Consider the following 26,304-nt stretch of genomic DNA (forward strand, 5'->3'; position numbering starts at 1 on the left):
TTGACGATATCCTGGAAGAGGCTGAGGACGCCATATTAGAAGATTTTGACGATACCGTCTTTGATGATTCTGAGGATACCATGGAATTCACTGCCCAGGAAGGAATGGGACGCCCTGCGCNCCGTTTATGCCTGACCAGGCCAGGCCGGCCTCAGCCGCCAAGACCCCAGCCACCACGGCCCGAACCTCCAAGGCCCCAGCCTCCACGGCCCCAGCCTCCACGGCCCGAACCTCCAAGGCCCCAGCCTCCACGGCCCGAACCTCCAAGGCCCCAGCCTCCACGGCCCGAACCTCCAAGGCCCCAGCCTCCACGGCCCGAACCTCCGAGGCCCCAGCCGCCCAGACCCCAGCCGCCCAGACCCCAGCCGCCCAGGCCCCAGCCGCCCAGGCCTCAGCCGCCTAGGCCCCAGCCGCCCAGACCCCAGCCGCCTAGGCCCCAGCCGCCCAGACCCCAGCCGCCCAGGCCTCAGCCGCCCAGACCCCAGCCGCCCAGACCCCAGCCGCCTAGACCTGACTGGTCATGGAATTGGGGCGTGCTTTTGCCGGGAAATGTTTTCCCAATCACCACTGCACGCGTCAGATTCTATAACGCCGCGGTCCGTGAGCCGGTGCAGATCTACGTAAATGACCGGCTGGTTGTCTCCAACCTGGATTTCCTGAACTTTACTCGTTTTTATAATGTGGCACCGGGACGCTACCGCATCACGGTTTACCGAAGTTCCAACCTGCGTACACCCCTTGTGGATACCTGGATGAATTTCCTTCAGAATAATTCTTACACCGTTACCCTGGCCGGCTCCGGCTCCAATTTCTGGCTTGAGTCAATGGCATTTTAAAGACCCCTGAACGCTCAGCCATCTTATGTTCTAACTCCACCCGGGAAGCTCTTGTGAAAGTTTCCCGGGTGCTTCATCTATTTGTAACTGGAAAACCGGCCCATATCATCTCACAAAACGGATGGAATCCACTGAGGACGGATTAACCAGGATCTTGATCTCCTTGATGGTCTGTGTGCGGTAAGTGCTGATCTTTCTGTCCTTTAGATCTGCCAGTATCTGATCCTTGCATTCCATAAATATTTTAAAATCATCGGAACTGTCTCCTATGTATGAATAATAGATACCGGCCGATTCATTTTCCGCATAATCGAGAAACGGCTTTACAGCTGCCGCATTATAGGTAACCTGGAAACGGATGGTGTTTTCCGGTACATCCGGTGACTCCACCAGTTCTTCCTGCCCGGAATGAGATCCATAGAGATTATAAACCGCCAACTTCTCCTCCCGGGGTTCAAAGGCACACTCAAATTCTTCCGTTTGCATGTCCACAGTTCCTGCATCCTTCTCTCCCATATAGGCAAAAGAAGATACCTCAGAAAAGGCAAGTCCGGTCCCTGCCCCGCTCAGAAAAACACCTGTGCAGAAAACCCGATCATAATCATTTGTAACTTACGCATGCCGTACCTCCTTCAGTTGTGTTTCTTCCTTCTGGTCATCCGTATCCCGGTCATCCGTATCCCGGTCATCTGTTTTCCGCCCACTTGCTTCCTTTCCCTTTTTATGCAGACGCAGAAAGCTGACGCACAGGTATGTAAAGGATACGCCGCAGAGGATAAGGCCTAAGCTCATCAGGCTTGTGCCCATGAACGGAAATCCCTGGGACAGCCAGACCGCTGCAACTCCAAACAGGAACAAAAAGGCCAGTGTGAAAACAGCACTGATCAGGGCCAGGAAGATCATGCAGCAGTTCCAGCACCACCGGATACCCCACAGGACCGTAAACAGGACCAGGCGGAGGCAGTATCCCATCAAGGCTCCTATGGAGCGGCATATCTTTCCCGGCCACTTTTTAAAACCGGAAAGACAGGAAGTCCTCCCGGCCCTCGTCCCGGATACAGTATTCACCGCGCCAGGCATTACACCGCCGTATACTGGTCCTGCACTGTCAGGTATCCCATCTTCTCCGCCTGGTGCCGCCTGTCCCTCACTGAATATGGAATCTGCTTTTCGTTTGGACATGGGCAGCAGCGTCCGGATCCCGGATCCGGTCCTGCTCCATCTCCCGGCATGAGCAGGGCGCTCCCCCTTCCATGGCCTGGACAGAGCCGCCTTGGCCCTGACGATCCCTTTCTTTGTCTTTCCCCAACAAAGGGCCAGGAACCGCCCGGCGGCCTCCCGTCCTTTCCGGAAAAAGCCGGACACTGTATACAGCAGCTGTTTTCCCTTTTTCGCGGCAGCCTTTGTACCCTTTTTTACTTTTAATGCCCCGGCTCCCTTATATTCCGGATTAACATGGTACGCCTCCAGTATCTCCCCTGCCAGCTCCCCTATATGGCCGAAATCGCGGATAGCGTCCTCCTCACTTAGTCCATTCTCAATCTTCATATCAATGTGCTGCGAATATTCTTCCAGGATATCCTGCTGCTCCTTCTCATCCAGGATGGCAAGGTATCCTCCCAGTTCCTCTAAAAATTCTTTTTTATTCATCCTTCTGCTCCTTTAAAAATACACATACCTTTTCCTGAAATTCATTCCACTCCTGCTCCAGCCGGTCACGGTACAGCACACCGGCTGCTGTTATATGGTAATATTTTCTGGGGGGGCCTTCCGTGGATTCCCTCAGATAGGTCTCAAAATACCTCTCATTGGTAAGGCGCTTTAACAGCGGGTAAATGGTTCCTTCATTTACATCAATCACCTTTGATACCTCCTCCACCAGTTCATATCCATACATGTCCTTTTTCCTGACAGATTCCAGCACAACCAACTCAAGGACCCCTTTTTTAAATTGTGGATTCATGGCCGTCCTCCTTTAGATACTATATTATACATACTACTATGCAATGTCAAGTACTATAAAAAATAAAATACTTAACATTTTCTTAAAGACCGTCCAATGCTTTATCAGGCGGATAAGATAGAACTGAAAAAGGGCCCCTAAAGGCCCTATTATGAATGTCTCCTGATACATCTGTCAAGCGCTATATATTTGAACCGATATTATTTACCACACAGGCCACAGCGCCTTATCTCATCCTTCCCATCCGGTCAAGGGCATAATCAAAGAACATCTTGTAAGACCGGCAGAAATAGTTCCTGCCCGATGCACTCTCCTCCCGCACCCTGCGGCATCCGCCGCGGCACAGCGGGAAATAGCGGCAGTTTTGGCACTCCTCATCTATGTTATGTGAACTTTCTATAAATTCCCTGGCCTTTTCCCTGGCACGGTAGTCAGCGAAATCATCCTCCATAACATTTCCCAGCCTCCATTGGTCCAATACATAGAAATCACATGGATACACACTTCCGTCCGCTTCCACCACATGCTGGACACTGCACTGCCCCCGCATGTCGCACGCTTCAGGCGGATATCCCCGAAGGATCCCCAGATAATTGTCAAAGGTGCGGATGGAAACAATCCTTCCATGAAGATAGTCATCATACCACAGATCAAACAGTTCACACAGAAACTTCCCATATGCCTCCGGCAGCAGGGAGTATTCCTCGTTTCCCTTCTCCTTCCCGATCGGATCCAGACAGGGAATGAACTGGAGGTAACGGAAATCATTTTTACGGTAAAACTGATAGATTTTCCTCACGCTCATGGCAGTGGCCTGATTTACAACGGTCAAAATATTATACTCTGCCTTGTAGCGGTCAAACAGCTCAATCGTCTCCATGACCTGGGCAAATGAATCCTTCCCGTCATAGTTCTTTCTGTAACGGTTATGGGTGTGTATGGTGCCGTCCAGGGATATCCCTGTAAGGAAATGATGCTTTGCCAGGAACTTTACCCATTCCTGAGACAGCTGGTATCCGTTGGTCTGTATGTAAAAACTCACATCCAGGTTCTTATGGTTATACTGTTTTACCAGTTCCACGAACTCCTTGTAGAACTCCAGTCCGATCATGGTGGGTTCTCCCCCCTGGAATCCAAAGGAGCACTGGCCTGCAGCATAGTCAAGCGCCTTCTTTATCAGGGTTTCCCGTATCTCCCCGGACATGAATCCATAGGACGGGATCTCCCGCTTGCTCATCAGGTCGTGGTAAAAACAGTAGGTGCAGTTTAAATTACACATGCCTGATGATGGTTTGATCAATAAATTCAAGGCTGGCATATCATTATTCCCCTCTTATGATTTTAAATATTTTTCTTCATACTCACTGGTGGGGATGGGTTTGCTGAACAGATATCCCTGCACCAGTTCCACTCCGCAGGAGCGCAGCGCTTCCAGCTGTTCCTCTGTCTCGATCCCTTCCGCCACCACCTTGATCTGCATCCCTTTGCAGATACTCACTATATTCTCCACCACGGAACGGGCCCTGGAACTAAGGGCCACGTCATCCACCAGGCTTTTGTCCAGCTTAAGCACGTCAAACTCAACCGTGGACAGCAGGGCCAGGTTGGCGTACTCCGTCCCAAAATCATCAATGGCAACGATAAATCCCTCTTCCCTGAGACTGCGGATCAGGGCTTTCAGATCCACGCCATCCCCTTCACGGGCCGTCTCTGTCAGTTCAATTTCCAGATACCGTTTATCCACGCCGTACTGCCGGCACAGCCTGTTTAAGCGGTCTACAAAATCGTGCTGGGACAAGGAGCTTCTGGAAAAGTTCACCGACACGGGGAGGGCCTGCTTTCCCTGTCTTGCCCACTCCTTAAGCTGGGAACAGGCATACTCAAATACATAAAAATCAATCTGGCTTATGGTCTGGCTCTCCTCCAGCAGAGGAAGGAAATTGCCGGGCAGGATCAGGGATCCTGAATAAGGCTGGTAGCGGATCAGGGCCTCCGCCCCCACGGCACAGCAGTCAGATGAGGATATCTGAGGCTGAAGATATACCACAAAACGCTCCTGACAGATCTCTTCCTGCAGCACCTTTGGATCAGACAGATGGAGCACCTGGTCATTATGGTGGCGGTATCGGTGGGAGGAGGGATTCCTGCGGTAGAAATCCTTCTTATCCTCATACATCTTTGCATCAGCCTTTGCAATGACCTGCTGGAGGTTAGCGTACTCCTGATCCCACTGCGCCCCAATGGCAGCCTTGCACAAGGGGTTCAGCCTGAAATGATGGCGCAGATCCGCCACCCTCATGTCAAAGGTTTCCTGGTCGATCCCCGGGCAGATGATGACAAACTCATCCCCGCCGATCCTGTAATAATTGGAATCCCTGAATACCTCCCTCATCTGACAGGTGCATTCCACCAGCACCTTATCCCCATAGGCATGGCCGTGCTCATCATTGATATCCTTAAGGCCGTTCACATCCAGGTACACAATACCCATTGGCCCCGAGCGGCCGGATAATGCAGCGGAGTCCTCAATATACCGGTTGCGGTTGTAAAAGGAGGTAAGCATATCATAATAGCTCATATGGGAAAGCTGCTGTTCGCTTTCCGTACGCTGGTAGGCCAGCATAAGGAAATAACACAGGGTCTGCAGCAGGGACCCGATGCTCCGTATCCGCTCCGGCGGCGGGTTGTCCACTCCCAAAAGTCCTCTGAAATTCCCGTTCTGTTCCATGGGCGCGGCCACCAGGCTGCGGATACCCTGGGAACTCAGCAGTTCATATTCCTGGGGATAGCTTTCCTTTATATCTTCTATGTTCTCAAGTATGACACACTTCTGGCTGTTGAATATGGGCACCCAGCGTTCAACGGAGGACAGTGGGACACCCTGTAGGTTTTCTTTCTGGGAGTCAATCCCGTCTTTGCACCATTCAAAATCATTATACAGCAGACCGTCTCGCAGCATGGCCAGATAGGAACGGTCTGCCGAGAGAAAGCATCCCAGGTGTTCCAGCACCATGGGGGCGGACAGCGCCATGTCAGGCTGCCTGTACATGATACGCACACACTCCATGACCATCTGTTCCGTGTCCAGGGTGTTCTTAAGCGCCTGCTTTTCCGCTTCCGCTTCCGTGATATCAAAAGCGATCTCTATCCTTGCAGGGCGGCCGTCCCACTGCAGCAGCCGGTCCTTCAGCAGATAATGCCTCTTTGTAATGGGATTTGTAAATTCCCAGGTATAATTCTCTCCAGGCACCAAAAATGAAGTGGTGCAGAATTCACAGGGATGGTCCAGGCCCTGAAGGACCTTATAACACTTCTGTCCCCTCAGGTCCGTTACCCCAAATGTTTTCCGTCCGGCCTCGTTCAGGAAGAGAAGGTCATTGCTCTCCACATCACTGACATACAGAAGTTCCGAAATGGCATCCATCGGCGCACGCAGGTCCTCGGACATGCGGTCCAGATGTTCGCTCCTGATCCGGTTGGCATCCTCCGCATCCGTCAATGCCTTCTGGCGCTGTTTCTGAATACGGTCATACCACACCAGAAAAAGGGTCAGGATGATAACCGCCGCCCCCAGAATAAAAAATCCCTGTTCCGCCCGCTCCACCTGCTGCTCTGAATACTCCTCCGCTGCAGAAACCGTGCGGTCGGCCAGCTCAAAATACGCTTCACTGAGCCTGTAAAGTTCTGTCTTGTCTGTCCCCTGCCGGACCTGACGGATCTCATCCTTGATCTCTTCCCACTGATCCTGCATCTGGGCGATCAGTTCCTGAAATGCATCGTTCTCCAAACGCAGGAGGCCGTTATCTCCCTGGCCGGTGGCCAGTTCGTTTAAAATCCCATCCAATCTGGCAATGAGGGCATCATTATGCTGTCCGTTCATTTCCTGTTTGATCAGTCTCTGGGTCGCCCCCCTCACTACGCCGGTATAATTGATGATCCGCGCATTCCCCTGCAGTCCATGGATGGACAGGATGGAGAGGACACCGGAGACAAGCAGCGCTGCAGCCAAAAGCATGGTTACGATTCGCTTTTGCATAATACTGTCCTCCGTACCATAAATTATGTAATTTCTTACCACTCACATGAATACCATTCTACCACAGATCGACAATTAAGTCCATGGAATACAGACAAAGCGGCGCCGGTATCAATCACTGACTGATACCGGCGCCGTCCTGTTTATTTATGCGTTAAAGCAGCTGTTCCCAGCATATCCTTTTTAGCAGGGGGGATTTCAGGATCCCGGTACGCTTCAGCTCCTGTACATCTCCTTATACATGTCCTTTCCCTGATTTTAAGTCCCCTGTGGCCGGATTGTCCGTCAGATGCCCTTTTCCGTCAAAGCGCGAGCCATGACATGGACAGTCCCAGGAATGCTCAGCTTGATTCCATTTCAGCGCGCATCCCATATGGGGACAGCGGGGAGTTGACAGGGTTAAGAGATTCTTTGCCGCCTCCAGCCCGTTGGCTGCCAGCTGCGGCCTGAGCATGGTCCTGGACGGGGAAAATACCGCTTCATAAGGATTCTTCTTTCCCATGACCATATCCGTAAGCACCATGGCGGAAACCATGGAGGACGTCATCCCCCATTTGTTAAATCCGGCTGCCACCAACAGGCCGCGGGTGCGTCTGGAATACCGGCCGATATAAGGAACATGGTCAAGGGTCATACAGTCCTGGGCGGCCCACCGGCAGCATTCCCGGACATCCGGATAATGATCGGATGCAAACCGTCTGAGTTCCTCCCAGTTCCCTCCCGTCTTCCCCGTTCGGTGTCCGCCTCCGCCGACCAGCAGCAGATCCTTATAGTTGCGCAGGGACAGCCCTGCAGGCGCCGCATCCACATACATGCCCTTCAGATCCGGCCCATGTTCCAGGGCGATCACATAGGAACGGTGCTGGTACATTTTCAGGAAATAACTCCCATGCTTATTGATAAAAGGAAAATGGGTGGCAACGATCATATGATCCGCTGTAACAGTTCCCGCGTCAGTCATCGCCTTTCCCTCTGCCAGTTCCCTTACCCTTGTGTGTTCATAAATGTTTAAGCCGCCGGCAATCCCTCGGATGAATTTTATGGGGTTGAACTGGGCCTGATCCGCAAACCGCACGGCCCCGGCCACCGGGAAGGGAAGGGGCGGATGCTTTACAAACTCCGATGGAAAGTGAAGTTTTCCCAGGGTATCCAGTTCATCTTCCATCTCCCGCGTGTCTTTCAGGGAATATACAAAGGCGTCCCTTTCTTCAAGATCACAGTCTATTCCCCTGCACAGGTCCTTATATCTGCTCAGGGCATCCTCATTGGCGTGAAGGTACATTGCCGCCTTTTCCATGCCGAATTCCTTTACCAGCTTGTGATAGATCAGGCCGTGCTGGGATGTGATCTTGGCAGTGGTGTTCTCTGTGATCCCGCTTCCGATGGTATCTGCCTCAACCAGCACATAGTCCACTCCCGCCCGGTCCAGCATATAAGCGCATAAAAGTCCGGCCATGCCTCCTCCGATCACAAGCACGTCTGTCTTTAGATCCGTCTTCAGACCTTGAAAAGCCGGACGCTCTGCACAATCACTCCATATAGACCCAGCCGTTCTGAAATCTTCCCTGTTTATCTGCTTTTCTGCCATTGCATCTGCCTCCCTGTAACAGCCGTTTGGAATACCCTTGTCCACTGAGGGTAGTATACCCACAAATGCTTCGGGGATTCCTGCAGCATGGATTCTAAGAAACATTTTAAAGCTGTGGTTTTAACCATCAGATTGTTATTTAAAGGAAACTCTGATATAATTATGGAAGATTTTTGACTTATCATATTGGAAGAAGGTGAAGTCCCCATGCGCCGTATTGCCCATCGAATCCTAGTTCAGATCATCATGGTCCTGTCATTGTGCCTTCTGACGCCTGACGCTGTCTTTGCCCAAACCGCTGAACCCCAAACCGCTGAAATCCAAACCCATGAAACCCAGACCATACAAGTGGGCTATTATGAAGACGGGGATTATATGTCACTGAACCAGCAGGGGGAGTATGTCGGCTACAACATAGAATTCCTCCAGGAAATCGCCAAGCAGTCCGGACTCAGGTTTGAAATCGTGGATGCCGGGAGCTGGAATGCGGCATATCATATGCTTGTGGACGGGGAGATCGATCTCCTTCCTTCCGTCTATTTTTCAGAAGAACGGTTAAATGAGATCCTGTTTGTAACCCAGCCCATGTGCAGCATCTATACTACCCTGAATGTGCGCATGGATGATGAGCGCTATGACTACGAGGACTTTAAAGCGTTTGAAGGCATGAAAGTAGGGATCATCAAGGGAGGGATCGATGGCGTCCGTTTCAGGGAATTCTGCGCGGAACATCAGATCACCCTGGATATCATTGATTATGAGGAGACAGGCGAGCTATTGTCCGCCCTGGATCAGGGTGTCCTGGACGGTGTGGCGATCACCCATCTTGGCAAGAACAGTTCCTACCGCAGCGTTGCCCAGTTTTCCCCCAGTCCCCTGTATTTTGCTGTGACAAAGAAAAATCCCGGACTGCTGGATGACCTGAACAGGGCCATGAACAGCATCCTGTTAAACAATCCCGGTTACAGTACGGATCTCTATGACAAATACCTTTCCCCCAGCACCAACCAAAAGCCTGTGTTTACCAGGGATGAGAGACAGTACATGGCGCAGGCCGGTCCTGTGGTCGTATCATACGATCCCGGATTTGCCCCCCTGTCCTATCAGGATAAAAATTCCGGCGAGTTCAGGGGTGTGGTTTCCGACATTTTCCATTTTATTGAGAGCAACAGCGAACTTTTCTTTGTTTATGAGGCGCATCCCCAGTCGGAGGCATTGGAGCTTCTGTCCCAGGGAAAGGTGGATGCCCTGTGTGTGTCCGATGGGGATTACCTCTGGGACGGAAGGAACCACATCAACTCCACCCTTTATTACCTCAGCTCTCCCACCTCCCTCATCACACGGAACAATTCCGCAGTTCAGGAGGTCCTGGCCCTTCCAAAGGGATATCAACTCTCCGAAGAAGTAGCAAAGGATTTTCCCAATAGTGTGATCCACTACTTTTCATCCATACGGGAATGTCTGGATGCAGTGCATCAGGGTAAGGCGGACGCAGCTTACCTTAACACCCAGGCGGCCGGATCCTTCCTGGATGATATATATTACAATGATATGAACGAGACCACGCTGAGCCGGTATACCAACAAACTGTGTATCGGCGTCTCCTCCAACGCGGATCCCCGCCTGTATTCCATCTTAAACAAATGCATCCAATACCTGCCCGCGGAACAGGTCGATGCATTTATGATCAAAAATTCCGCGGACGCAAAGGATATAAGCCTGGCTGAATTTGTGGAGCAGCACACCTGGCCTGTGATGGGCGGAGTGTCCCTGATACTTGGCATCATCATTCTCCTGGTGAGTTATAATCTCAGAAACGCCCTGCGCAGCAACCGCAGGATCCAGGAATTGCTGTACAAGGATGAGCTGACCGGCCTGGACAGCATGAACGGCTTTTATGGCAAATGGTCCGCCCTGACATCAAACAAAAAACAGCACGGTCTTGCACTGCTTTACGGAGATATCCGTCAATTCAAGCTTATCAATGATACCTTTGGATTTGCCATGGGAGATAAGGTGCTGCTTACCTGCGCCAGGGTCCTGTCTGAGGCCTTAGGCCCCAAGGAGTGCTGCGGGCGTATATCCGCGGACAATTTTGTACTGTTACTGCAGTACCAATCCTGGGAACAGCTCACTTTACGCCTGACCGCCTGCGTTGACAAACTGGACCAGTGGAGAAAGGAAGAAACAGAAATTCCCAACCGGATCCATGTTGTCTTTGGGGTTTACCTTACCGGCCAGGCCGAAGATCCGGACATCCATCAGATGATGGATTTGGCAAACTATGCAAGGCGCCATGCCAAAAACACACCGGGAAGTTTTGCCGTGCTGTATGATGAGCAGATGCGCAGGGCGGCCGTTGTGGCCGGACAGCTGGAAAGCAGCCTGGATCAGGCCCTTTCCTGCAATGAATTCGAGGTGTATTACCAGCCCAAGGTATCCATAAGGGACGCACAGGTGATCGGCAGCGAGGCGCTGATCCGGTGGAACCATCCGGAAAAGGGATTTCTCATGCCGGGAACCTTTATCCCTCTGTTTGAAAAAAACGGTATGGTAAAAAAAGTGGACTTCTGGCTGTTTGAGACAGTCTGCCGCACCATTCAGTCATGGAAGCAGCAAGGGATCCGGCTGTTGCCTGTTTCCTGTAATTTCTCAAGGCTGCACTTTATAGAACCGGACTTTCCGGAACAGGTCTGCCGCATTGCCGACCGCTATGGGATCCCTAAAAATCTTCTGGAGATCGAGATCACGGAGAGCGCTCTTCTTGAAGATTCCGATACCATTGTCTCCATGCTTCCCCGGCTGAAGGAACTGGGATTCCTGATTTCCATTGATGACTTTGGCTCCGGCTATTCTTCCCTGGGACAGCTCCAGCAGCTGACCGCAGATATCCTCAAGCTGGACCGAAGCTTTGTGTGCCACGGGGTTGCCGGGATCCGGGAACAGATTGTGCTGCGAAACCTGATCCAGATGGCAGGTGAACTGGGAATGACGGTCATCTGCGAGGGCGTGGAGAACCGCACCCAGTCCCAACTGCTTCAGGCAATGGGATGCCGGTTCGCACAGGGCTTTTATTTCCACCGCCCCATGCCCCAGGCTGATTATGAAGAGCTGCTATCCTGACTATAATCTTGTTCAGACAAAAACAGGCCCTATACTGCAAGGCCTGTTTTTGATTTCCTGCTGCCCATGATCCCCAACAGCAGCAGGACCGGGAACACCACCGCTGCCAGGATCCCCTTTCTCAGATCATCTCCAAAATAGCCGGACACCACCCCCACCAGTGTGGGGCCCCCGGAACATCCCAGATCCCCGGCCAATGCTAAAAAGGCAAACATTGCAGTGCCTCCCCGTTTCACTGAGGCCGCGGCCATGCTGAAGGTGGCCGGCCACAGGATCCCCACGGACAAGCCGCACAGGGCACACCCCGCCAGACCAAGGACAGGGACCTGAAGCAGGGAAATGCACAGATAGGACAGAATGCACAGAATGCCGCTGTAGATCATGAACCGTTCCAAATTGATCTTGTGGCCGAACCTGCCGTAAAAGGCCCTGGAGGTTCCCATGAGAACAGCAAATGCCATGGGACCTGCCAGATCCCCCACAGTCTTGCTCACACCCAGTCCCTTTTCGGCAAACGTGGAAGCCCACTGGCTTACAGACTGTTCGCACGCTCCCGCGCAGACCATCATCAGCATCAGGATCCAGAAGATCCTTTTGGAGAAAAGCGCCTTGATGGTAAGCCCTGTCTCATTTTCCGGTGTAAGGGGCGCAATGGGTACCTTTGCAAATACAAATGTATTTAAAAGGGGAATCACCGCCCATATAAGGGCCATTGCTTTCCAGCTGCCAATGCCGAAAATCCTGAAATATATGGTGGAACACAAAACCACACCCACATGGCCCCAGCAGTAAAAAGAATGGAGCAGACTCATGGCCTTTTCCTTATTGTCCGTGGGGCAGGCTTCCATCACAGGGCTTACCAGGACCTCAAGGAGCCCGCCGCCCACCGCATATACCATGACCGCGATCAGCAGACCCGCAAAAGGGTCCTCAAACACCTCCGGCAGAACGGTCAGGGATACCAGTCCTGCCGCCACAAAGATATGGGCAAGCATCATGGACGCCCGGTAGCCGATCCTGTCCACAAACCCAATGGAAACCAGGTCCACCAGCAGCTGGAGGATAAAGTTAATGGTGACCAGCATGGTGATCTTACTCAAGGGAATCCCATAACTGCCCTGAAAGGTCAGGAACAGCAAAGGTGCAAAATTATTTACAATCGCCTGTACCACATATCCGGTAAAGCAGGCATACACTGTTTTGTTATATCCGTTCTTCATATACTTCATAATACCCCTTTTTCTCTATTCGGCATTTTACATTATATCACAATATCCTTTCGGTATCTTGTGTTTTTTTAGCCAATCCTCCTTCTTCGCTGATCCGCTCTTTTTATGTGCCGAAAATCTCCCCATCCCCTCACTGATCCGCTCCTTGTCAGCAGCTCCCCCTCCTCTATGCTTCAATGTCCGCGATTCCCAATACGGCCCAGTCATATGCATCCATGGCCTGGGTAAATGCCAGATCCGCGGATCTGTATTCCGCTGTTCTTTGGATATAATTCATCTGCTCCCTTAAATATTCATCCTGGCTCAGCATTCCAATACTGTACTTCGTATCCGCATTCTGTTTTTCCCTGCCTGCCTTCTCATATCCTGTTGCAGCAGTTTCCAGGGCTTTCTTTTTCTGCTGCACCGAATCATACAGACTCTTCATCTTGCTGGCCAGCTTCTGTTCTCCCTCCTCCATGGTACGCAGCTTATAATTTGAACTGGAGGTGGATGTCGCCTGCAGGGAATGCCTGTCACTCATCAGTGTATCATTATTTCCAATGGCCTTTCTTGTATCTTCTTCCAGATTGATCCCATCTGCCCGCTTCGTATCGGCTGCGGGAATTTCCGCGATCACCATCCCTCCGTTTGTATCCCTTCCCACCGAGAGACAGATAGAGTCATAGAGACCTGCCATGCTTTCATCCGTGGAAGCAATGGACGCCTCTGCGGACTGTACCTGGTTCAATGCCTTTAATACGTCCGCCTGCGTTCCCATTCCCGCCTGTTCCCTCACAACCGCAAGCTCATACTGTTTCTGATAAAGCTCCCTTTCCTTTTCAAGGGTATCTCTTTCAAGCCTCATGGTTTCATAAGAGATCACAAGGGATTGGGTTGCCACGGTCATCTGCCGTTCGATTTTTCGCTGGCTGCTGGTACTGGAAGCAGACTGCATACTATCGTACATTTTTTGGTAGGATTTAGCCGCGGACTGATAGATGGCCTCTTCCGCTGCATAGTAGGAATATTGCTGCGCGTCCCCGCTGTCTTTTGCATTTTTCTTATCTGTGGCCACACTGTTTTTGCCGAACTTCATTTCTGCCCATCCGTCTGCGTACTGCTCCAGTGTCCTGTTATAGGCGGATACCGCCTCCTGGACAGAAGGGTTATAGTTTCTGATCATATCCTGGATTTCCGAGTACTCCAGCACTTGATCCTTCAGTTTTTCATTTTGTTCCTCTCCCAGATATTCCTGAACCTCCCCCTCATCACCTGGGCCCTGTTTATTTTTCTGTGCCTCCTGCTGTACTTCCTCCTGAGCCTCTTCCATGTCCGCCCATGCTGTCCCGGCATGGCAGAAGGAGGAAACAGCAGTAATTTCCAGCAGTATCAGATACATCGCCCATTTCCTCTTTTTAATCAACCGCCTCACCTCCTGCTACTCTGCCGCCGCCAGACCATTGACCGCCCACTGGTAATTCTCCATGGCTGTCATCAGGCTCAATGCAGCTGTTTTTGAGGTAATCTGGCTGTTGTCCCTGGCGTGCACCTGTTTTTCATATTCCAGCCGGGTCATCATACCTGCCTGAAGCTTGCCGGCCGCTATCTGTGTATTGGTTTCCTCCAGCTGTGCCTGTGTAAGCGCCTGCTGGTATGTGATCCTGGCGGACAATACTGATTTATAAGCACTGGACAGGGACGCGCCTATCTGCTTCTCATTATTGGCAATGGCAGTCTTAAGGCTGTCGGATGTGGTCTGGCTCTTGGCATTCTCAAGCTTCCGTCTGTTGATCTTTAATGTGTAGTTGTTTTCAAGCGCCTGGTTAAGATCCTTCTCCGGGTCCATGCTGTCTATCCTGCTCATATCCAGTTCCGGCAATTCCCCTATGACGGGGCTGTCATTATAGTTCCATCCCAGCAGCACAAGCAGAGTCTCTTTTGTGTTCCGTATCTCCGAACCCAGCTGTTTAAGCTCATCTTCAGCGGACTGTACGGCTTCCTGTGCGCTCAGAACCTCCACCTGGGTTATGGTGCCTGCGGCGTATTTTACCTGGGCAAGGCTGTAATCCTGCTTTGCTTCCTCCAGGGACGCCTCCTTCTGCTGCTGTTTTAAAAGCTGTTCATAATAGGAGATCATTTTTGACTGGGCCGTGACCACCAGGTTCTTTTCAGCCTGCTCGTAAGTCAAAAGATAGATCTTACTGTCCTCCAAGCTTTCATCCGCCTGTTCCATCATATTGTCCCCCAGTATCTGAAGGTTCAGATCCGACATTCTGGAACTGGCATCATCCTCTCCGGACATATCATTGTAATAATCCTGGGCCAGGTCATAGTATGCATCCGCCACCTCCGAATTGGTATCCCCGTAATCCTCCCTGAATTTCTGATAGTCATACTGGTTATTCTGTACCGTTGCGTTATATTCATGGATCAAGTCCGCCAGTTCACCATACTCAATCACGTCATCTCTAAGTTTTGCCCACTCCTCCCCGGTCCTGGCAAATTCCGGGCTTGCAGCCCAGGCAGGCCAGGGCCCTGTAAGCCCCAAAGCGGCGGCCAGGGCGGCGGCGGTCATCATTTTATACCATTTCATGTTTCACTCTCCTGCTTTGTTTTTCCACTCATCATCTTATAATAAACAGGCAGCATCAAGAGGCACAGGATTGTGGACGCGGTCAGGCCGCCGATATCCACCACCGCCAGTCCCTGGGTCATGCTTCCGGAATTTCCCAAAGCCATGGCCATCGGGATCATGGACAGCACGGTTGTCAACGTTGTCATCAAAATAGGACGTATACGTGTGGCGCCTGCCTCTATCAATGCCGTGTCCATATCCATCTCCCTGCGGTATTGGTTGGCCGTATCCACAAACAGGATTCCGTTGTTGACAACCGTACCTATGAGCATCAGGAATCCGATCAGGGATACCATGCTTATCTTACAATTGGTCAGATACAAAAGTCCAAATGCGCCGATCAGGCTGAATGGAATGGTGGTCATGACCATAAATGAATACTTGGGCGATTCAAACTGGGCTGCCATCACCACGAAGATCAGGAATACTGCTGTGCCGATCGCTCCGAACAGGGCTGAGAACTCTTCATTCATGGACTGGTCCATGGAGTTCAGTCCAATGGTCACGGTGCTGGTCAGGTTGGGGGTGACCACCTGGTTTTTTATCCGGTTCTCCGTGTCCCTGTCGGCCTGTTCCGTATATTCGCCTGTGATGGTGACCAGGTACTGCTTATCCTCCCTTGACACGGTGGCCGGACTGTCCACAAACTTTACATCTGCCAGGTCAGTCAGTGCCACGGAACCTCCGTTGGATGTAGTCAGTACAATTCCTTTTACCTGGTCAATGGTTTTATATTCATCATCCGCATATTCCACCCTGACCTCAATGTCCTCACCGTCCACTTCAATCTCCGTTGCCTCCACACCGCCGATCAGGCTGCTTACCGTACTGCCGATGGCCGAAGCTGTCAGCCCCATGGACTGGGCTTTTAATGCGTCCACCCTCACTTCCACCACCGGGGAGGAATTCTCAATATCGGAATGGATCTTGGTAACGTCATCCCGTTCCATCAGCTCACTGACAATATTGGATGACACCTCTTTCACTGCGTCATAATCCGCGCTCTTTAGGATCACTTCATAGCTCTCTCCAAAGGAGGACATCATGCTCATGGAAGAACTGACATCCACGGTAATATCACAGTTTTTCATTTCCGACAGCTCCTGCTTCCACAGATTGGCCACCTCTGACGTGGACATATCCCTGTCATCTTTGAGATAGGCCGTTATGCTGGCTGAACTGCCGCCCATAAGAGAACTGCCGCCATAGGAAGTCATGTAGGACTCCAGGTTGGGGTTTTGTACGATCACCTGCTCAATCTCCTGCAGGATGGCATCCACCTTCTCCGTTATAAGCCCCGGCCTTGTATCCACCGATATGCTGACCTCACCCTGGTCATCGGAAGCCATCAGCTCCATATCCAGCTTTGTGGCGATTAAAAGCGAGAATGCCAGAAGCCCCAGAGATACGCCCAGAACTGTTTTTTTCCTGTGAAGAAGCTTTTTCATTAAGATCCGGTACCCCTCCTGCATGCGGATCACTGGTCTGGAAAGCGGAGCATTCTCACGTTCCCTGGGCTTATACATCATATAACACAAAGGTACTACCGTGATGGCTGCCACCAATGAGGCCACCATACAGAAAACAATGGTGAACCCCAAGGGCTTAAACATCTGACCGGTCATTCCCTCCAGAAATGCCAGCGGCAGGAACACTACGCAGGTGGTGGCCGTGCCCCCCAGTATGGAAGCCCAAACCACATTGGTCCCCTTCAGCGCATCCTCCAGGTATTCCACAAACCCTCCCCGCTTTTTATCCGTGGCCCTGAAACAGCTCTCCAGGACCACGATGGAGTTATCCACCATCATGCCTACCCCCAGGGTCAGGGCGCTCATGGTAATGACGTTCAATGTGAAACCCATGAGGTTTATAAGGATCAGCGCTGCCAGTATGGATACCGGAATAGAGCTTCCTACGATCAGGGATGCCTTTATGTCTCCAAAGAACAGCCATATGACAGCCATGGATATCACAACAGCCAGAATCAGGGTTTCAGCAACGGACAGCAGGGATTCCATAATGGAGTCCGCCGAGTCACTGACCGTGACGATGTTCAGGCTCCCGTTCTCCATGGTCAGGGTTTCAATGACCTTCTTAACCTCATCGGACAGACCCACGGATGTTGCGCTCTGCTGCTTTGTGATGGAAACAGAGACAGTCTCCTGACCGTCATACCTTGCAATGCTGTCACTGTCCTCCGTGGTGGTATACACATTTGCCACGTCCTCCAGATAGACAGCGCTTCCGTCCTGGGTGGTCAGCGGTATCTCCTTTAACAGTTCCACCGTATCATATGTAAGACGGGTGGACACAGACAGCTTCTGGCTTCCTACCCGCGTATCGCCTGCCGGATAGGACAGATCGGCCGCCTTTATGTCGGAGGCGATGGACGACATGGTCATCTTATACTGGCTCACCTTTTCCGGGATCAGCTCCACCTTCACATAGTCCTTTGCGCCTCCCCGCAGGTTCACATCCGCCACCACGGAGATCTTCTCAAACTCCGGCACGATCTCATCTTCCACATACGCGTACAGGTTATCCTCTTCCGGGTTATCAATGGAAAGGGTAATATCCGGCTGGGAGTCCATGCTCATCTCCATGATAGTGGGGGTATCGGCCCCATCCGGCAGCTGGCTGGACACCAGATCGATCTTTTTCTTCAGGTCATCATATGCCTCGTCCGTATCTGTTCCGTATTCATACTCCAGCATGACCATGGAACTTCCCTCGCTGGAGCTGGAGGTAATGGATTTCAGACCGCTTAAAGAGCTGACCTGGTCCTCAATTTCCTTTGTCACCAGTTCATCAATATCCTCCGGGCTGGCTCCTGAGTAGGTCGTCATGACCATCAGCATGGGCATATCCATATCCGGACTCAGTTCCAGCGGTGTGCCGGTTACGGAAGAATACCCGAAAAAGATCAGGCAGAGGATACACATGACCGCTGTGACAGGCCGGTGCAGGACATACTTTGTTAATCCGTTCATTGTCCGTCCTCCTCCTGATTTTTCAAGATAACCTCCGCCCCTTCATACAGCTCGGAGCTCCAGGTCGTCACCACTTGATCATCCAGTGTCAGGCCGGATCGCACCTCCATGGTATTGGAATCATATATACCGCTTTCAATGTCCCTTTTGTGTACTTTTCCGTCTGTATATACATAAACATAGGGTTCTCCATCTTCATAATAAACAGCATCCACCGGTATGGTCATTGCATTGGTGGTCTCTTCTGAAGTCACATACAGCTTTACCTCTGAACCGGTGGAAAGGAAGGTATCCTCATCCATGCTGGCCTTGACCTTGTAAAGCCCTGTTGTTTCATCCGCCATGGTGCTGATCTCATAGATGGTCCCCTGGTAGGAGCCGCCATCCTTTTCCACCTGTATGGTATCCCCCTCCTGAAGGTATCCACGGATCCTCTCTGTGGCTGAAAAGGATACCACCCTGCTGCCTCTTCCCGAAATAACACAGATCAGGTTGCTCTGGGAAACTGTGTCATACGGCTCCATATCGCAGATCTCCACCAGTCCGTCTATAGGCGCCGTGATCTGGCTGTACTCCATCTGTGTTTCATAGGAGTACTTGGCCTGGTTATATGAAATCTCAGCGCTGGTAACATTATCCCGGTACTGTTCATATTCCTGATCAGAAATCCCTCCGCTGCTGTATAAGATCTGCTGCCTGGCCAGCTCCTCCCGGGCCTGTTTTAGGGACAGCCCGGCGGAATCCATACTGCTTTTTGCCGTCTCCACCTGTTTGGTATCAATGGTACAGATCACCTGCCCCTGAGCCACTATATCCCCTGCTTTTACATTGACAGCCGTTACATCTCCCGATGCCTTCGGATATATGTACACCACATCGGACGGCTCAATCTTGCCGATCAGGCTGGTGGTCAGCCTGATATCCCCCATGACGGGCTGTTCCGCTTCCATGACAGGCGGCGACACCGCCTGAGCAAACTGCTTGTTTCCCAATAACCGGGGAATCAAAACAGCACACAATACCACCACAACCACTGCTCCTGTTATAATCTTTTTCTTCATTGTCCTCTCCTCACTTATCACTTATATCCAACTGCCTCATGCTGTTTTCCAGATATGACAGTTTTTGACTGAACTTCTCCATGATGTCCTTCTTTTTCATCCTGCCTGTAAAAAAGAGCTGCAGGGATATAAAAAGTGACCCGTAGCATACCTCCTGAATCGTGTCAAACATCTCCGGTCCTGAATGTTTGATCTAGGCATATATTTCCTTCCTTTCATATTTTGTGTACTCTCGGCATCTCCCCGGCACCCATCTTTGGGGATGAGATTCCAGGAGTGCACGTTTTGGTTTATGATAGCACACCAAAATAAATTTTCGTTCAACCCAGGATGAACGGAAGATGAAATCACAAAATATTCACATTTCCTCCTTTTGTCTAATGTGTGCTCTTTTAATCTCCCGGCACACGGACCCGAGAGATAACTTTTTGCCGGTTGTACGGAAATCATGGAAAAGTTCATGGATAGTTAAGATGGATGTGTATAATGGAAAAAGTGTACTGCAAGAGTACACAAACTAAATTTGGAGGTGAAATGTGATGTTTATGCTGAAAATATTGATTGTGGAAGATGATGAATCCCTTCTCCAGCTTTACTCCATTGTTCTGGAAAAGGACGGATACCAGACCTTCCAGGCCCGCAACGGACTTGAGGCCTGTGCCGTCATAGAAAAAGAACATATTGACCTGGTCATAACAGATATACTGATGCCCATCATGGATGGCTATGAATTTGTAAGCTTTTTGCGTGAAAACAATCCCAGGCTCCCGATCCTTATGATCACAGCCAAGGACGACTTTTCTTCAAAAAGCAAAGGCTTTAAGCTGGGGACGGATGATTATATGACCAAACCTGTCAATTTAGAGGAAATGCTTCTCCGCATAAAAGCACTGCTGCGCAGGTCCGGTATAGCAGCGGACAGAAAACTCACCATAAAGCAGACAGAACTGAACTATGATGCACTGACCGTTAATTATGGAGACCGGTCCGTCATGCCTCCTAAAAAAGAGTTTATGCTGCTTTATAAACTGCTGTCTTATCCTGACAAGATATTTACCCGCAACCAGTTAATGGATGAGATATGGGGAAGGGAGAGCAACACCGAGGACCAGACCATTGATGTCCATATCAACCGGCTCCGGAAACGTTTTCAGGACAACGGCAATTTTGAGATCATCACGGTACGGGGACTAGGCTATAAGGCGGTGATCAACGAATGAAAAACTTCAAATTGTGGATCACATTTATCGCAGCGGTCTCCCTGCCCTTTGCCATCGGACTTCCCATCACGGTATTCTTAACATTTTTGTCCATCCAGACCGGGCTGGTCCAAACCGGCCCCCCTGTTTCCTGGCTGCCCTTGGCCGGCATGGTGATCGCTGTGTTCATTGTTTCCCTTTTGTTTACCATCATTGTTTCCAGGCATTTTTTCAAACCCATACATGAACTGATCCATGCCCTGGATGAAGTGGTGGCCGGAAACTTCCATATCCGGCTTCCCGCAAACAGCAAATTCTTTGAGATGCAGTCCGTATCCATTAATTTTAATAAAATGATGGAGCAGTTAAATTCCATAGAGCTGCTCCAATCTGATTTCATACAAAATGTGTCGCACGAAATAAAGACGCCCTTGGCCGCCATTGAGGGATATGCATCGCTGCTGATCACATCCCCCCTTTCCGAGGAGCAGACAATATATGTCTCCCGTATTTCCGAGAGCAGTAAACGGTTATCCTCCCTTACCGGCAGCATTTTGAAATTATCTAAATTGGAAAACCAAAAGATCGTGTCAGATAAGCAGATATTTTCCCTTGATGAGCAGATCCGCCAGGCCGTGCTTTCCATGGAACCTTTGTGGTCCCCCAAAAACCTGGATATGAGTATCGATCTGCCCAAAATGCATTATTATGGGAATGAGGAGCTGATGTACCAGATCTGGTCAAACCTGTTTTCAAATGCAGTGAAATTCACCCCCATGGGCGGACATATTTGTATCCATGGGGAGTATGCAGGTTCCCTGACCAAGATCGTTTTTAAAGACTCCGGGATCGGCATGACCAAAGAGATCCAGGACCATATATTTGAAAAATTCTATCAGGGAGAACCCAACAGGAGCATGGAGGGAAATGGGATCGGACTGGCTCTGGTTAAAAAAATCCTGACACTGTGCAACGGTTCCATTGAGGTGGTAAGCAGGCCTGGCCACGGCTCCACATTCACGGTATTCCTTCCAAACCCGTTATATGAGAAAAAAGGCTCTTAAGCTTCTCTCAGCTTTCCGACCTGCCTTACACAGACCGTGACCAGTACCAGCGTAGCTGCAGCCCATGCGCATGGCTCGGCAAAAAAGATTGCCTCTGTTCCCCATAAGCGGGAAAAATACACAGCCACTGAAACCCTTGCAAAAAACTCCATAACTCCAGACAAAAAGGGGGCCACGGTATTTCCCAACCCCTGCAGCGTATTGCGGAAGGCATACAGCAAATATAAGGAAGACAGGAGACAGCTCATGATAAACAGGTAATGATATGAAATCTCCAACACTTCCGCTGCGCTGGAACTTGTGCTGTCAATAAACAGGCCCAGAACAGCCCGTCCGCCTGCAATCATTGCAGCGGACACACACACGGACATTGCCGCTGCGATGAGCACAGAACTTTTCAGTCCGTTTCGGATACGGTCATACCGGCCTGCGCCGTAATTTTGCGCCGTATAGGTGGTGACCGCATATCCCAGGGATATGGCGGAACTTTCTAACAGACCGTAGATTTTATTGGTGGCCGTAAATCCTGCTATAAAGACAAAACCGTGCCGGTTAATGGAAGACTGCAGGATCATGCCTCCGATGGCGATCAGAACATGCTGGAGCGCAAGGGGGATCCCCAGACCGCACTGCCTTTTTATTATGCTGCTTTCCGGCTTCCAGTCCTTTCTCTCCATTTTCAGCAAATCTATTTTCCTCATAACAAGAAGGCAGTATATAAAGGCAAGAAGCTGTGCCAATACGGTTGCAAAAGCAGCGCCCGCAACGCCCCACCGGAATACCAGCACAAATAGCAGATCCAGCAGGATATTGGTGATGGCCGCAATGACAATGGCAATCAGCGGTGTCTTTCCATCCCCCAAAGAACGCAGGATCGCTGCCGCCATATTATAGGCCATAACAACCAGGATACCGGCGTATAGGATCATAAGATAAGACAGGGCCCCCTGGAAAATAGGATCCGGAGTCTGTAATATACGAAGCAGGAATCGGGCAAAAACCAGGCCTGATACTGTCAGCACAACTCCGATCCCCAGGCACAGCCAGATGGACATGGCCACGGTTTTCTTGATCCGGCTCTGGTTCCCTTCCCCGAAATGCTGGGAAATGGAAATTGCGAACCCCTGTGTCATCGCCTGAATGACCCACAGAGCAAGCCAGTAAGACCAGTCCGTGGCTCCCACGGAGGCCAGCGCCTCCACTCCCACTCCTTTTCCAACAATCATTGTGTCCACGATCATATACAGCTGCTGCCCAAGATTCGCTGCCATCAGAGGAAGCGAAAACGAAAGGATCAGCTTTGCCGGTGACCCTTCTGTCATGTTTTTCATTCTGCTCATACTATTACTTTTTCCATCCCTTCCACTGGATCCGTCTTAATACGAACGGCCTCCCGTTACTGCATATTGACAGCTTTGTCAACCACATTATATAATAATAGAATCATAAACCGATATTTGCATCTGATAAATGTGCCAATATCTATCAATATAATACCAATTTTAACAGCCACCTATTTGTTATATAAGTTTTACCGGAGATAGCCATGAACCCAAAGACAGTAATTACAGATCGAAACCTATTGGAAAAGATCCAGTATCAGGACAGCGCCTTTCCCATTTCCTTTTACATGGATCATTTTGATGAATATTTGAATGGAGAAGTAAACCATCATTGGCATGATGAGTTTGAATTTGGTATTTTATTAAAAGGACAGGCCGAATGCCGTATTGACCAAAGCCCTGCCTCAGGGGAATACCGCATACTGGATCAGGGAGATGGACTATTTATCAACTCCAAGACCATCCATAATATAAAACAAACAGAATCTGGTACGATCCTGTTTAACTTTGTACTTTCCCCTGGTTTTTTTCAACTTCTTCCCGCAGGAAATACTTACCAAAAAAACATTCTGCCGGTCATCAAATCCTCACTGGCAGGATTATTTCTAAAGAGCGAAAATGACAAAGACAGGCAGCTGTTAAACAGCATCATGGAGTTTTCCCTTCTAAAGGAAGATTCCCCTGCCTATGAACTATATTGCATTGAACTGATCTGCAGACTATGGAGATACCTGATTAGCCGGCTTGCAGAAGTAAAAGATATTTCAAAGGTCAAATCCAAGAAGATCCAGGAACAGCGGATCCGCCTCATGCTATCCTACATACACACTCATTATGGGGATGATATCGCCGTCTCCTCCATCGCCCAGGCGGCCAATGTAAGCAGAAGCGAATGCTTCCGCTGTTTTCAGACGGTCATTGGAAGAACCCCCACCGAGTATCTGTGCGATTACAGGCTTTCCCAGGCCGCCCACATGCTGACCAGTACGGACAGGAAGATATCGGATATCTGCTTTGCCTGCGGTTTCACCAGTCCCAGCTATTTTGGAAAATTATTCAAAGAAAAATGCGGCATGTCACCGGGACAGTACCGTTATAACAGGACTGCCCCGGAGATTGTATGATCCGGGATATCCGGATATAAGAAACAGTTATACATCTATCTTCACACTCTCCATCCTCCCGCTTCTCCACCCTGAGGACAAATGGAACGATATCGCGTTTGGTACAGAGCCAGAAATCCGGCTCCGGATAGACCTCCTGATTGTCAGGATCAAAAAAGTGCCGGCTTTTAACAGCCTTACGCCTTCAGCAGTTCCTTGACCCACACGATCATTTCCCCCGTCCCCCTGTTGTTCCAGTATGCATAGGGAACGGCTTTCAGCTTCACATCCTCCCAGACAACAGGGTGCAGGCCGTACAGTTCATCATCTCCCCACCCTTTTGCCGATATCCTCTTTCCACTCAGTGTCAGGCCTGTTATTTCCCCCATCAGATCCCATTTCTCTTCCTTTATCTCAGTACCGGAATCCACGTAAACAGCTGCCAGGTTGGGACCATTGTCCACCTCCTCCAGGCAGTATACAATGGGGCCTCTGACCAGAGCCACCTTTCCGCTGTCAGCCCGCACCAGCGGGTTGCTGCGTACAAACCGTGCCTTGGCATCCATCTCGATGCGCAGTCCGGCATCCTCTGTCAGGGAGATCACTGCATACCCCTTTTCACGGCTGAATGCAAGGGGCTGTTGGGTTCCCGCCTTGGTGACCGTAAAGCTGCCGGCATAATCCGGTATACGGACTGCCAGGCGGATCCCTGATGCCGGCACCCCCTTGCAGGCGATATCCACGGACATATCCCAGGGGAACCGGGTCTGCATCTGAACAGAGATTTCCCGGCCGCCCAGATCCACACTTGTCTGATTGGAAATAAACAGATTCACATACAGGCTGTTCTGGTCCGCACCATAGATGTACTGTCCCAGGGAAGCCAGTGTCCTGGCAATGTTGGGCGGGCAGCAGGCCACACCAAACCACTTCTGGCGCACCGGCTTTACATGTTCCCTGGACGTGCGCGGAATGCAGTTATCCGGCCACACTTCCAGGGGATTCACATAGAAAAAGCTTTTTCCGTCCAGGGCGATCCCTGCCAGAACCGTATTATACAGAGCCCGTTCCACCACGTCATAGTACTTTGCCTCCCCTGTAATATTGCCCATCCGCTGACCGAACATGGCCATTCCAATGGACGCACAGGATTCAGAGTAATTACAGTCATTGGGCAGGTCATAGTCTGTTGTAAACCGCTCCAGGATGCCGGAGGATCCGATGCTGCCCGTGATATACATACGCTTCTGGGTCATATTGTCCCACAGGGTGCAACAGGCCTCCATCAGCGTCTCATCCTCACAGGCTTCCGCCAGGTCCGCCATGGCGCTGTACATATACATGGCCCGCACCGCATGACCCTCCGCTGTCCTTTGCCCCCGCACCGGCAGATGGGACTGGGAATAAATAGGTTCGTAATCTTTAAACTCCGGGAAAATGTATGAAAAACCAGGCCGGTTTAATTCCTTCAGAAAATAGTTCTCCCCCACTCCCCGGGCATCGATAAAATATTTTGCCTGTTCCAGATATCTGCGCTCCCCTGTCACCTGGTACAGCTTAATAAGTCCGATCTCCACCTCCTGGTGTCCCGGATAACCGTGTATCTTCCCCTCCTGGACTCCAAAAGTGTCACAGATCAGATCCGCAAAACGCACCATCACCTCCAGAAACTTTTGTTTCCCCGTACCCAGATAATAGGCCACTGCCGCTTCCATCATATGGCCTGCCGTATAGAGCTCATGGCCTTCGCACAGGTCGCTCCAGCGCTTGCCGGGCTCTTTGATGGTAAAATAAGTGTTCAGGTAGCCGTCCTCACACTGGGCCTTTGCTATGATGTCGATCACCTCATCCGCCGTGCGCTCCAATGCTTCATCCTTTTGCGCCGCAAGGGAAAATCCCACTGCCTCCAGCCATTTGGCCACATCCGTATCCTGGAACACGGCTCCGTAAAATTCCCCTTCACACAGGCCTGCCGCGATCTTAAAATTCATCAGGCTGTGGCTTGGCTCCGCATCCTTGATCCTGTCATTGATGGCATCCCATTGGTAGGGGATGACCACCTCCTTGACCAGTGACACATGCTTTGACCAGAACGCGTCATTGATATGAATCTTTTTTAAATCCACTGGATGTAATCTCATTGTCATTCTCC

The 26,304-nt window shown here is 50.7% G+C and carries 18 protein-coding genes; 5 read left to right on the forward strand and 13 right to left on the reverse strand.

Features of this window, described 5'->3' with window-relative positions; genetic code table 11:
• Positions 1-539 precede the first annotated feature (539 nt).
• Entirely contained in the window at positions 540-836 is a 297-nt protein-coding gene (locus tag HMPREF9469_RS32740; RefSeq protein ID WP_227161202.1) for a DUF4397 domain-containing protein, read from the forward strand.
• A 105-nt stretch (positions 837-941) separates the two neighbouring features.
• Here the strand turns inward: HMPREF9469_RS32740 and HMPREF9469_RS02820 are convergent, their stop codons facing one another.
• The 6 genes from HMPREF9469_RS02820 to HMPREF9469_RS02845 form a co-directional block, all read right to left on the reverse strand.
• Positions 942-1,322: a hypothetical protein gene (locus HMPREF9469_RS02820; RefSeq protein ID WP_007858974.1), complete on the reverse strand. Its 381-nt coding sequence runs from the start codon at positions 1,320-1,322 to the stop codon at positions 942-944.
• A gap of 126 nt (positions 1,323-1,448) precedes the next feature.
• Positions 1,449-2,486 (reverse strand): DUF1700 domain-containing protein, encoded by a 1,038-nt coding sequence (locus tag HMPREF9469_RS02825; protein WP_007858975.1) that lies wholly within the window; start codon positions 2,484-2,486, stop codon positions 1,449-1,451.
• Entirely contained in the window at positions 2,479-2,799 is a 321-nt protein-coding gene (locus HMPREF9469_RS02830) for a PadR family transcriptional regulator (protein WP_007858976.1), read from the reverse strand. The genes HMPREF9469_RS02825 and HMPREF9469_RS02830 overlap by 8 nt, the downstream gene beginning before the upstream one ends.
• A 226-nt stretch (positions 2,800-3,025) precedes the next feature.
• Positions 3,026-4,117, reverse strand: coding sequence for an anaerobic sulfatase maturase (locus HMPREF9469_RS02835; protein WP_007858977.1), 1,092 nt, complete (start codon positions 4,115-4,117; stop codon positions 3,026-3,028).
• Positions 4,118-4,132: 15 nt separating this feature from the next.
• Positions 4,133-6,835: a bifunctional diguanylate cyclase/phosphodiesterase gene (locus HMPREF9469_RS02840; protein WP_007858978.1), complete on the reverse strand. Its 2,703-nt coding sequence runs from the start codon at positions 6,833-6,835 to the stop codon at positions 4,133-4,135.
• Positions 6,836-7,070: 235 nt separating this feature from the next.
• Positions 7,071-8,423, reverse strand: coding sequence for an FAD-dependent oxidoreductase (locus tag HMPREF9469_RS02845; RefSeq protein WP_007858979.1), 1,353 nt, complete (start codon positions 8,421-8,423; stop codon positions 7,071-7,073).
• A 207-nt stretch (positions 8,424-8,630) separates the two neighbouring features.
• Here HMPREF9469_RS02845 and HMPREF9469_RS02850 point away from each other — a divergent pair, with 207 nt between their 5' ends.
• The gene (locus tag HMPREF9469_RS02850) at positions 8,631-11,546 is read left to right on the forward strand and encodes an EAL domain-containing protein (RefSeq protein ID WP_007858980.1); all 2,916 of its coding nucleotides are present in this window, start codon (positions 8,631-8,633) and stop codon (positions 11,544-11,546) included.
• Positions 11,547-11,575: 29 nt separating this feature from the next.
• Here HMPREF9469_RS02850 and HMPREF9469_RS02855 read toward each other — a convergent pair whose 3' ends face one another.
• The 5 genes from HMPREF9469_RS02855 to HMPREF9469_RS02875 form a co-directional block, all read right to left on the reverse strand.
• Positions 11,576-12,766 carry an MFS transporter gene (locus HMPREF9469_RS02855; RefSeq protein ID WP_040415413.1) on the reverse strand — a complete coding sequence of 397 codons (1,191 nt, stop codon included), beginning with the start codon at positions 12,764-12,766 and terminating at the stop codon, positions 11,576-11,578.
• A 175-nt stretch (positions 12,767-12,941) separates the two neighbouring features.
• Positions 12,942-14,180 carry a TolC family protein gene (locus HMPREF9469_RS02860; RefSeq protein ID WP_227161205.1) on the reverse strand — a complete coding sequence of 413 codons (1,239 nt, stop codon included), beginning with the start codon at positions 14,178-14,180 and terminating at the stop codon, positions 12,942-12,944.
• A 15-nt stretch (positions 14,181-14,195) separates the two neighbouring features.
• Entirely contained in the window at positions 14,196-15,350 is a 1,155-nt protein-coding gene (locus HMPREF9469_RS02865; RefSeq protein ID WP_007858987.1) for a TolC family protein, read from the reverse strand.
• The gene (locus tag HMPREF9469_RS02870; RefSeq protein ID WP_007858989.1) at positions 15,347-18,382 is read right to left on the reverse strand and encodes an efflux RND transporter permease subunit; all 3,036 of its coding nucleotides are present in this window, start codon (positions 18,380-18,382) and stop codon (positions 15,347-15,349) included. Before HMPREF9469_RS02870 ends, HMPREF9469_RS02865 begins: the two co-directional genes overlap by 4 nt.
• Positions 18,379-19,443, reverse strand: coding sequence for an efflux RND transporter periplasmic adaptor subunit (locus HMPREF9469_RS02875; RefSeq protein WP_007858991.1), 1,065 nt, complete (start codon positions 19,441-19,443; stop codon positions 18,379-18,381). Before HMPREF9469_RS02875 ends, HMPREF9469_RS02870 begins: the two co-directional genes overlap by 4 nt.
• Positions 19,444-19,988: 545 nt before the next feature.
• On the opposite strand from HMPREF9469_RS02875, the gene HMPREF9469_RS02880 reads away from it, so the two are divergent.
• Positions 19,989-20,663 carry a response regulator transcription factor gene (locus HMPREF9469_RS02880; protein ID WP_040415418.1) on the forward strand — a complete coding sequence of 225 codons (675 nt, stop codon included), beginning with the start codon at positions 19,989-19,991 and terminating at the stop codon, positions 20,661-20,663.
• Entirely contained in the window at positions 20,660-21,706 is a 1,047-nt protein-coding gene (locus HMPREF9469_RS02885; protein ID WP_007858995.1) for a HAMP domain-containing sensor histidine kinase, read from the forward strand. The genes HMPREF9469_RS02880 and HMPREF9469_RS02885 overlap by 4 nt, the downstream gene beginning before the upstream one ends.
• Here the strand turns inward: HMPREF9469_RS02885 and HMPREF9469_RS02890 are convergent.
• Entirely contained in the window at positions 21,703-23,046 is a 1,344-nt protein-coding gene (locus HMPREF9469_RS02890; RefSeq protein WP_050814430.1) for an MATE family efflux transporter, read from the reverse strand. The two genes, HMPREF9469_RS02885 and HMPREF9469_RS02890, sit on opposite strands and share 4 nt — an antisense overlap.
• A gap of 206 nt (positions 23,047-23,252) precedes the next feature.
• Between HMPREF9469_RS02890 and HMPREF9469_RS02895 the strand changes: the two genes are divergently transcribed.
• Positions 23,253-24,173: an AraC family transcriptional regulator gene (locus HMPREF9469_RS02895; RefSeq protein WP_007858997.1), complete on the forward strand. Its 921-nt coding sequence runs from the start codon at positions 23,253-23,255 to the stop codon at positions 24,171-24,173.
• 176 nt (positions 24,174-24,349) lie between these two features.
• Here HMPREF9469_RS02895 and HMPREF9469_RS02900 read toward each other — a convergent pair whose 3' ends face one another.
• On the reverse strand, positions 24,350-26,293 hold the full coding sequence (locus HMPREF9469_RS02900; RefSeq protein ID WP_007858998.1) for a glycoside hydrolase family 127 protein: 1,944 nt from the start codon (positions 26,291-26,293) through the stop codon (positions 24,350-24,352).
• Positions 26,294-26,304 lie beyond the last annotated feature (11 nt).

The sequence above is a fragment of the [Clostridium] citroniae WAL-17108 genome (assembly GCF_000233455.1).
GTDB classification, from domain to species: Bacteria; Bacillota; Clostridia; order Lachnospirales; family Lachnospiraceae; genus Enterocloster; species Enterocloster citroniae.

Excerpts from the sequence above, each read along its gene's own strand:
- HMPREF9469_RS02825 (WP_007858975.1), bottom strand. The coding sequence starts at position 2,486 with ATGAATAAAAAAGAATTTTTAGAGGAACTGGGAGGATACCTTGCCATC.
- HMPREF9469_RS02865 (WP_007858987.1), bottom strand. The coding sequence starts at position 15,350 with ATGAAATGGTATAAAATGATGACCGCCGCCGCCCTGGCCGCCGCTTTG.
- HMPREF9469_RS02895 (WP_007858997.1), top strand. The coding sequence starts at position 23,253 with ATGAACCCAAAGACAGTAATTACAGATCGAAACCTATTGGAAAAGATC.
- HMPREF9469_RS02885 (WP_007858995.1), top strand. The coding sequence starts at position 20,660 with ATGAAAAACTTCAAATTGTGGATCACATTTATCGCAGCGGTCTCCCTG.
- HMPREF9469_RS02845 (WP_007858979.1), bottom strand. The coding sequence starts at position 8,423 with ATGGCAGAAAAGCAGATAAACAGGGAAGATTTCAGAACGGCTGGGTCT.
- HMPREF9469_RS02835 (WP_007858977.1), bottom strand. The coding sequence starts at position 4,117 with ATGCCAGCCTTGAATTTATTGATCAAACCATCATCAGGCATGTGTAAT.
- HMPREF9469_RS02850 (WP_007858980.1), top strand. The coding sequence starts at position 8,631 with ATGCGCCGTATTGCCCATCGAATCCTAGTTCAGATCATCATGGTCCTG.
- HMPREF9469_RS02840 (WP_007858978.1), bottom strand. The coding sequence starts at position 6,835 with ATGCAAAAGCGAATCGTAACCATGCTTTTGGCTGCAGCGCTGCTTGTC.
- HMPREF9469_RS02890 (WP_050814430.1), bottom strand. The coding sequence starts at position 23,046 with ATGAGCAGAATGAAAAACATGACAGAAGGGTCACCGGCAAAGCTGATC.
- HMPREF9469_RS02830 (WP_007858976.1), bottom strand. The coding sequence starts at position 2,799 with ATGAATCCACAATTTAAAAAAGGGGTCCTTGAGTTGGTTGTGCTGGAA.
- HMPREF9469_RS02880 (WP_040415418.1), top strand. The coding sequence starts at position 19,989 with ATGCTGAAAATATTGATTGTGGAAGATGATGAATCCCTTCTCCAGCTT.
- HMPREF9469_RS02820 (WP_007858974.1), bottom strand. The coding sequence starts at position 1,322 with ATGCAAACGGAAGAATTTGAGTGTGCCTTTGAACCCCGGGAGGAGAAG.
- HMPREF9469_RS02855 (WP_040415413.1), bottom strand. The coding sequence starts at position 12,766 with ATGAAGAACGGATATAACAAAACAGTGTATGCCTGCTTTACCGGATAT.
- HMPREF9469_RS02900 (WP_007858998.1), bottom strand. The coding sequence starts at position 26,293 with ATGAGATTACATCCAGTGGATTTAAAAAAGATTCATATCAATGACGCG.
- HMPREF9469_RS02875 (WP_007858991.1), bottom strand. The coding sequence starts at position 19,443 with ATGAAGAAAAAGATTATAACAGGAGCAGTGGTTGTGGTGGTATTGTGT.
- HMPREF9469_RS02870 (WP_007858989.1), bottom strand. The coding sequence starts at position 18,382 with ATGAACGGATTAACAAAGTATGTCCTGCACCGGCCTGTCACAGCGGTC.